Here is an 8016-nt window from a genome sequence, read left to right on the forward strand (position 1 = left end):
GTGTAGCACAGCCCTTGGAGAGGGGCTCTAATAACTACTACTCTATAATACAAGGTCGTCGAATACCAGCCAATCGTTGAGCTTCGCTGCGACCCAATAATGGGCGGAATAGTCATTGCGGTCAGCTGTGGGAAGTTGGTTGGTGATTTCGCGCTTTTCACCGGTTGTGGGATCCACCGTATAAAGGGTCCCTGTGGTACGGTCCACCACATAGTATTGTCCGTCCACAATACGGATGTCCAGCAAGTCGAGATTCCATTCATCGGAGGAGTAGGTCTGAAACACCTTCCATTCACCAGTGTAGGGATCAAAAAGCCAGTGGGTGGTGGTGCCTGTGGGGGAGGCCAAGGCATCTGCGGTCAGGTCACCGGTGGGCTCCGGATAGGTTACATCGGACTGAGAGAACACGAACAAATTCTCTACAACGCCTAAAAATTGCAGGTCCTGCGCCGGTGCGTTTTCCAATAGATTGGTGACGGTGCCATTTTCCAGCTCGATGCGGAATAGGGCGCTTTCACCGTTGGAGGCATTGGTATAGCCGAAGCAGTACAGGGATTGTTCATCGGTGTAAGGGGAGGAAAAAAGCGTCGCCGCCCATCATGGACAAGAAACAACTGTTCGGTATTGTGGCTGCCACCCGGCGGTTTTGGCAATCGCGGTCCAGCAAAATAACCTGACTGTCTTCGGTTTCGGGAAATTGGTTGTTGGTGAACGCGACCAGTGTATCTTCGTCCAGCACAAACACCCGGTCACATTCGCCCCGGCGGAAAACCGCCGGACAGCTTTCGCTGTCGTGGGGGCAGCCATCTATATTGCAGGGAACATCGGTCCTATGGCTGACAAGGTCGGCGACCCGGTACCGGATCAGTTCTCCGGTGACCATCTCGTTCATGTAATATTGTTTTTCATCACCCAGCCATAGCGGGCGCAGGTCAGCGGCAGGAGCGGCTGCCGGAGGTTCCGGTGCGGTAGTGGGGACAGCAGTGGCGGCGGCAGAACTGGCGCTGCTGTCCGTTGGGGCAGCGGTGCAGCCCGTCAGCAGCAGAACAGCCAGTGTTAGGGAACAAAGTCGTTTCATACAAACTCCTTCTCGTTTCTTACAGCATAGATCATCCGGCTATAACGCCGACTTCCGTATAATTGGGGACACCATTCAGAAAATCCTCAGCAGAAATCAGACCCAAGTATCCTTGACTTGTCTCCACAGTCATGGGGACGCCGTCCGGGCCTACGTCGGTACGGGTATAAGGTTCGTATCGGCAATCTACCAGCAGGGTGTCCCCCAGATTCAGATAGATGCGCGGCTGGTGTCCGCCGCCGTTCCAGTAATTGTCGAGCAGAGCGGGGTGTTCCCGCACCTCGCCGGTCTTGACGTTGATCATGACCATAGGGTAAGAAAAAACCAGCCAATCTCCCACTTTGTCATCGATCCAGTGATGTCCTTCCCGGTACTCGGTGGGAATGTTTTCTGCAAAGCGGTGCGCTTCACCGGTTTCCGGGTCCAGTGTGCTGGCGGTGCCCGCGGTCCAGTCTACTTGATAATAAGTTCCCTCCAAGATTTCGGCCGTGTGACTGTCCAAAATCCCACGCGGTGTATCGTAGGAAGCTAGCTGCTGCAACGCACCGGCGGCTGGATCAAACAGCCAGTGTACGATTTGCTGGGTGGAAGCGCTGGTGAACCCTTCACTGTTATCCGGCGGGGCTTCTTGCTCAAACTGGATCAGAACAAATTTTGAGCCGACAGCGCCCAGCAGCATGTCGATGGGGATGTCTGTGTTCTCCAGCAAATCCACGGTTTCGCTGGTGCTGGGATCGATGCGGAATAGGGCAGTCTGCCCGTCATATCCACCATGGTGTCCCAAGCAGTAGAGATAGGTCCCATCGGTATAGGGGGCGGTGGTGTTGTCATAGCCCAGCGCATCAAAGGTGGCGTCGGTGACGGTAGCTACTACCCGGCGATTTTGACAGTTGCGGTCCAAAAGCACTACATCGCTGTCCTTCGTTTCGGGAAAATGGTTGTTGGTGAAGGCTACCAGCGTGTTATCGTCCAATACATAGACCCCGTCGCACTCGCCCCGGCGGAAGGTGGCGGGGCAATCTGCGGTGTCGTGGGAACAGCCTTCTATCGTGCAGGGAACGGCCGTTTGATGGGTCGTCAGGTCGGCCACCCGGTACCGGATCAGACCACCGCTCAACATTTCAGTCATGTAATATTGCCGCTCATCCCCAACACGCAGGGGGCGCAGCGGTTGCGCGGGGGCGGGGGTGGAAAGCGCTGGCTCTTGTGTGGCAGAGGTTTCAGCGGTGAGGGTGGTGGAGCTGGTACTGCCGCTGGCAGGTGCGGCCGTGCAGCCGGCCAGCAGCAGGGCAGCCAACGTCAGGGAAAAAACGCGTTTCATACAAACTCCTTTTTGCAAAACTCAGGCAGGTCCTTTGCAGACTTCGGTATAGTTGGGGACGCCGTTGAGGAAGTCGTCAATAGAGATCAGCCCCAAATACATCTGGTCGCTCTGTGTGGTAAACGGTGTGCCGTCATCGGAAAGGTCGGTTCGCGTATACGGCTCGTACCGGCAATCCACCAATAGACGGTCTTTCAACTGCAAGAAGATTTGCGGTTGGTGACCGTACCCGTTCCAGAGATTTTCCGGCAGGTCGGCCCGTTGGCGGACTTCACCGGTCTCTGCGTTGACGAGAAGCGGCAAATCGTAGAAGACCAGCCAGCCGTTGAGATTGGCCTCCATCTGGTACTGGTATTCGGCGGAAAGAGCGTCCGGTTCGGTGATGGGGAGTTGGTCGGTGAGTAGACGGCTTTCCCCTGTGGTGGGGTCCACGGTGGAAAGCGTGCCGGCGGTGCTGTCGATCCAGTAATACTGGCCGGCTATGACATAGAAATACAGCCGGTCCAGAACGTAGTCATCGGAGGAATAACTGCAAAAGTCCCGAACTTCGCCGGTGTCAACGTTCAGCAGGACATGACTTTTGGTGCCGGTGGGATGGGAGGACGCGGTTGCCGTCGGGTCGCCAAAAGTATCTGGGTAGGTGAGATTCTCTTGATACAAAACGAGATCGCGGCCCACGGTGCCTCTCATAAACTGGAAATTGTAGAAGTGCTGCGTCAGATTGGTGGTTGTTCCGTCCGATAGGTCAATACGGTAAATGGTATAGAGCGTGGCGCCGAGGGAAGCATTTTTCTCGTAGCCACAGCAATAGAGAAAATCGCCGTCGGTATACATGTGATTGGGGTCAAGGAACAAATCTACGCCCTCCAACTTTTTCAGCACCCGGCGGTTCTGACAGTTGCGGTCCATCAGTGTGATGAAAGTAGACTGAGAGGAATGATTCATGCCGCTCAATACCAGCAAGGTGCTGTCGTTCAGAACAAAGGGTTGATAGGACGGGATTTGTGTGGTGACGGCAGGGCAGCTTTCGCTGTCGTGGGTACACCCTTCCACATCACAGGGGATGGTATCCTCTCCGGTCTGCAGGTCTACGACATGATACAAAATCATGGAATCATCTTTCCCGAGGGATTCTTGTCTGTAATACTGCTTTTCGTCACCGTGCTGCAACAGGCGCAGGGGTTCGCCATTTCCAGTAGAGGCTTGTGCAACCGCAGTTTCAGCGGTGACGGTGGTGGAAATTTCGCTGCCGGCAGCCGGGGCGGCGGTGCAGCCCGCCAGTAACAGGGCGGTAAGCGCCAGAGAAAAAACTCGTTTCATCCGGACATCCTCCTTTTCTACAATGCAATTACAATTCGGCGTAGGTGTCAGGCGCCATAGAGGTTACACTCACGCTGAAATACCCAAGATCCATATTGGCCACTAGATACAACTGGGCCTCGGCGCTGTAATAGGGGGCGGGCGTGCCGTGACCTCTTGGATTGGCGTTCTCCCAATCGGTAAAGCTGTCCAGCCCCAGCATGGTGCGGTAGGCTTTGGCAACATCGGCGGATACAAACCCATCAGCCAACCCCAGTTCTCCGCTTAGACCGGTCAGGGTGCCGTATTCGGTTACGGTTATGTTCAGATACGGCTTGTTTGGCCCTTGACTAAAATAGTACGTGGTGGCCCCGACTGTTTCGCTGCTGGCGGAGCATTTGGCGGCTTGTGCAACCAGTTCTTCGGCGGCATCTAGGTAGGCGTCTGGCAAAACTTTGGCGCCGCGCAGCGCTTCCAGACAGGGGGCGACGGTTGCCCGCGCGGTGGATAGTTCAGTGGGATGAGCGTTGGTTGTTTCGGTGGGTTGCTGCCGCCAGTAATATAGTTCTCGAGCCACAGCGTTCTCACGCCCGGCGGCGCTTAAAAAATTGCTGTCGGCGGGGATGTCCCAATGGGCGCTGTCCAACTGACGGTCCCGGACGGCAAACCATACAAAGGGCAGGCTCATACAAACAATTATCAGCAAGGCGGTGCCGCATAACGGCAGCCAGCGTTCACGCAGTTTCATGGTCAGCCTCCTTGGGTTTGGGCAGGGTAAAGGTCACGGCGGTCCCGGTGCCGGGGGTGCTCTCAAAAGTTAGGTGGGTGCCGTGCAGTATTGCAATGCGTTCGCACAGGGCTAAGCCCATGCCGCTGCCACCTTGCTGCCGGGCGCGGGACTTGTCCACCATATAAAAAGGTTCGGTAATGTGGGGGAGATCCTCGGCCGGAATGCCGCAGCCGGTGTCCCGTACCGTAAGCGCCACCCCATCCGGCTGTTCGGAAACTTCCAACGTAATAGTGCCTTCCGGCGGGGTGGCATGGCGGGCGTTCAACACCAGATTGTACAAAAGGTCACACAGCAGTTCCCGCTGCGCCAGCACCGTCAAGTGGCAGTCCGGTACCGTTAGGAGCGGCGGGCTGTGGGGTAAAGCGCGGGTCAACTGCCGGAAAATTCCGTCCAGCTGTACAGGCTCCAGCGAGGGCAAGTCGTTTCCGTTTAGCTGCATGAGCTCCATCAAGCGCCCGCTCAAGGATTCCAGACGCTTGCTTTCGTGATAGATAAAATCGGCGGCTTTCTGCCGGGTGGCGGCAGGGACTTCGGCACCGCGCAGCAAATCAGCGTAGCCCAGTATACTGGTCATGGGCGTTCTCAACTCGTGAGTAAAAGCTGCAATGAAGTCCTCCCGCTGCTGTACGTGCGCTTGCAAGGCGTTGACTTTGTCCTGCACGGCGGCAGCCATTTCGTCAAAACTGCGGCTCAACCCGGCGATTTCGTCGCTGCCGGGTAGGGCTGTGCGCCGGTCGTAGGCTCCGGCGGCAATCTCCTGACTGGCGGCATTCAGTTGTTCCAGCGGACGCACCATCCGGCGGCAAAACAGCAGCGCTAATAGAGCAGCGACGGCCAATGCCAACGTTTGTCCCAACACGGCGTCCCGCAGACGCAGCGCACGGTCAGCAAAAAGACCGCTCAGGCTTTGGGCGCTTACAAAGGTCAGGCATTGTTCCGGGCAGACGATCAGCCCGCTGCACACCAGATACCGGGTCCCATCCACGGCGGTGAGAAGACGGATCTGTGTTCCTTCACCGCCTGGCACCACCTGTGCCAATTCGTTCTGGGAAAGGGTGGCGGGCATGGTGGAGGCTAGAGATTGCCCCTCTTGATCGTACACCGCCAACAGACTGCGGTTGTCCTGACGGGACAGACTGCCTAGGTAACTCCATGCCCGGGAATTCAGCTGGAATTCGGTATCAGAACGCAGACCCCGCTGGAAAGCAGCAGATTCCCGCAGCCATTCTTCCTGTGCGGTCTGGCGTAAGTCGGCCAATGCGCGGCTGAACTGCCGCTCCTGCGTCCACAAGGTGCTCAGGCTCAATACCAAAGCCAGAACTCCCAGCAGTACAAGAGTGAGCTTGTGTCCGAATTTCATGGGGAGGTTTCCTCCTTTTCCAATCGGTAGCCTACACGGAATACGGTACAGATTTCATTTTTCCAGCCCAGCTTTTTCCGCAGCCGGGTAATGCATAAGTCCAGAGGACGGGTGTCGAAGGCTTCATCGTCGCCCCACAGCCGTTCGTACAAGACCTCTCGGTAGAGAGTCAGCCCTCGGTTGCGCATCAGCAGTTCCAGCAGTTCAAATTCTCTCGGCGAAAGGTGAAGTGGATGACCGTCTTTCGTGACGGTTCGGGCGCCCGGGTCCAGCGCGACCCCAAAAGCATGTAAGATTACGTTGGCACGGCCGGTGCGGCGCAGTACACTCTCTACCCGGGCTACCAATTCCAGCGGTTCAAAGGGTTTGGTTAGGTAATCGTCGGCGCCTTCATGCAAACCCCGGACACGGTCTTGCAAAGCGCTTTTGGCAGTCACAAAAATCACCGGTGTGCCCACGCTGCGCAGATACCCCAACAATTCATACCCATCCACCTTGGGGAGCATAATATCCAAAATTGCCAGCTCATAATCCCGTTCGGCAATCAAATCAGCGGCGGTTTCTCCGTCGTTGGCCTGTTCACAGGCGTAGCCGGCGCTGGTCAGCGTTAACTCGATCAGATCGGCAATGGGGTGTTCGTCTTCTACAATCAAAATGGGGCGCATGCACGGTCCCTCCTTCGGTGTGCTTTTAGTTTACTGTACACTTCTTTCCGACTTCTATCAATGGCAAAAAGCGGAAGGTATTCACAAATTATTTTCAAATTTCCTATTGACACAGAAATGGGATGTGGTACAATATTGGCAGTCGGATGCATAGAGTGCTAATTTAAACGAAACGGCGCCGATGCCGCGCCGTTATAGAGGTGAACGGGAGAAAGCAGCACTCGACAGTGTCCGTTGCTAATAGATTGACTTTGCGTGTATCTGCACAGTAAGGAGGTACGCACTTATGAACATGAATCAACTTACCCAAAAAACCATCGAGGCGCTGCAAAATGCCCAGCGTCTTGCCGTGGAATATTCGAATCAGGCTGTGGAACAGGAACATGTGCTGGCTGCGCTGGCACAGCAGCAAGATGGTTTGATTCCCCAGCTTCTCACCAAATTGGGGGTGGACCCCAATGCTTTTGCGCAGGCTGCCCTACAAAAGGTGGAAGCCCTGCCTCGCGTGACCGGTTCCGGCCGTGACCCCGAAAAGGTTTACATCTCCGGGGAACTGGACCGGGCTTTCAATGCCGCCGAGGAACAGGCCAAGCAGATGAAAGATGAATACATCAGTGTAGAGCATCTGTTCCTTGGTATGCTGCAGCGCCCCGGCAAAGCTGCGGGGGAACTGTTCAAGGCCTTCAACATTACGTTGGAAACCTTTATGAAGCAGCTTTCGGTGGTGCGGGGCAACCAACGGGTTACCAGCGATAATCCCGAATCCACCTACGATGCCCTGAAAAAATACGGGCAGGATCTGGTGGAGATGGCCCGCGCCAACAAACTGGACCCGGTCATCGGCCGTGATAGTGAGATCCGCAACGTTATCCGCATTCTTTCCCGTAAGCGCAAGAATAACCCGGTGCTGATCGGTGAAGCGGGTGTCGGTAAGACGGCCATTGCTGAAGGACTGGCCCAGCGGATTGTGCGTGGCGACGTGCCGGAAAATCTGAAGGATCGTACGGTGTTCAGTTTGGATATGGGCGCACTGGTTGCTGGTGCTAAATACCGCGGCGAGTTTGAAGAGCGCTTGAAGTCCGTATTGAACGAGGTCAAAAAGTCGGAAGGCAAGATCATCCTCTTTATTGATGAGCTGCATACCATTGTGGGTGCCGGCAAGACCGACGGCGCGATGGATGCGGGCAACTTGCTTAAGCCGATGCTGGCCCGCGGCGAACTGCACTGTATCGGTGCTACGACGCTGGACGAGTACCGGGAATATATCGAGAAAGACCCCGCCTTGGAGCGTCGGTTCCAGCCGGTCATGGTCAATGAACCCACTGTGGAGGACACCATTTCCATCCTGCGTGGTCTGAAGGAACGCTATGAAGTGTTCCACGGCGTCAAGATTCAAGACCCGGCTTTGATTGCTGCGGCAACGTTGTCTGACCGGTATATCACCGACCGTTTCCTGCCGGATAAGGCCATCGACCTGGTGGACGAAGCCTGCGCTATGGTGAA

Annotated in this window: 8 protein-coding genes; 1 reads left to right on the forward strand and 7 read right to left on the reverse strand. The window is 55.9% G+C overall.

Features of this window, described 5'->3' with window-relative positions; all coding sequences use genetic code 11:
- Nucleotides 1–42: 42 nt before the first annotated feature.
- The 7 genes from Q0526_RS16750 to Q0526_RS16780 all read right to left on the reverse strand — a co-directional run bounded on the left by Q0526_RS16750 (nucleotide 43) and on the right by Q0526_RS16780 (nucleotide 6513).
- Nucleotides 43–408 carry a hypothetical protein gene (locus Q0526_RS16750; RefSeq protein WP_298736157.1) on the reverse strand — a complete coding sequence of 122 codons (366 nt, stop codon included), beginning with the start codon at nucleotides 406–408 and terminating at the stop codon, nucleotides 43–45.
- A gap of 151 nt (nucleotides 409–559) precedes the next feature.
- The gene (locus Q0526_RS16755) at nucleotides 560–1078 is read right to left on the reverse strand and encodes a hypothetical protein (RefSeq protein WP_298736159.1); all 519 of its coding nucleotides are present in this window, start codon (nucleotides 1076–1078) and stop codon (nucleotides 560–562) included.
- Between the two features lie 31 nt (nucleotides 1079–1109).
- Nucleotides 1110–2399: a hypothetical protein gene (locus Q0526_RS16760; RefSeq protein WP_298736161.1), complete on the reverse strand. Its 1290-nt coding sequence runs from the start codon at nucleotides 2397–2399 to the stop codon at nucleotides 1110–1112.
- 21 nt (nucleotides 2400–2420) lie between these two features.
- Nucleotides 2421–3719, reverse strand: coding sequence for a hypothetical protein (locus tag Q0526_RS16765; protein WP_298736163.1), 1299 nt, complete (start codon nucleotides 3717–3719; stop codon nucleotides 2421–2423).
- Between the two features lie 28 nt (nucleotides 3720–3747).
- Entirely contained in the window at nucleotides 3748–4446 is a 699-nt protein-coding gene (locus Q0526_RS16770; RefSeq protein ID WP_298736165.1) for a hypothetical protein, read from the reverse strand.
- A complete protein-coding gene (locus tag Q0526_RS16775) occupies nucleotides 4433–5848 on the reverse strand; it encodes a HAMP domain-containing sensor histidine kinase (RefSeq protein ID WP_298736167.1) in 1416 nt (471 codons plus the stop codon). Before Q0526_RS16775 ends, Q0526_RS16770 begins: the two co-directional genes overlap by 14 nt.
- On the reverse strand, nucleotides 5845–6513 hold the full coding sequence (locus Q0526_RS16780) for a response regulator transcription factor (RefSeq protein ID WP_298736170.1): 669 nt from the start codon (nucleotides 6511–6513) through the stop codon (nucleotides 5845–5847). Before Q0526_RS16780 ends, Q0526_RS16775 begins: the two co-directional genes overlap by 4 nt.
- A 286-nt stretch (nucleotides 6514–6799) precedes the next feature.
- Between Q0526_RS16780 and Q0526_RS16785 the strand changes: the two genes are divergently transcribed.
- A partial coding sequence (locus tag Q0526_RS16785) for a Clp protease N-terminal domain-containing protein (RefSeq protein ID WP_298736172.1) occupies nucleotides 6800–8016 on the forward strand: 1217 nt, incomplete at its 3' end.

The sequence above is a fragment of the uncultured Subdoligranulum sp. genome, assembly GCF_937890665.1.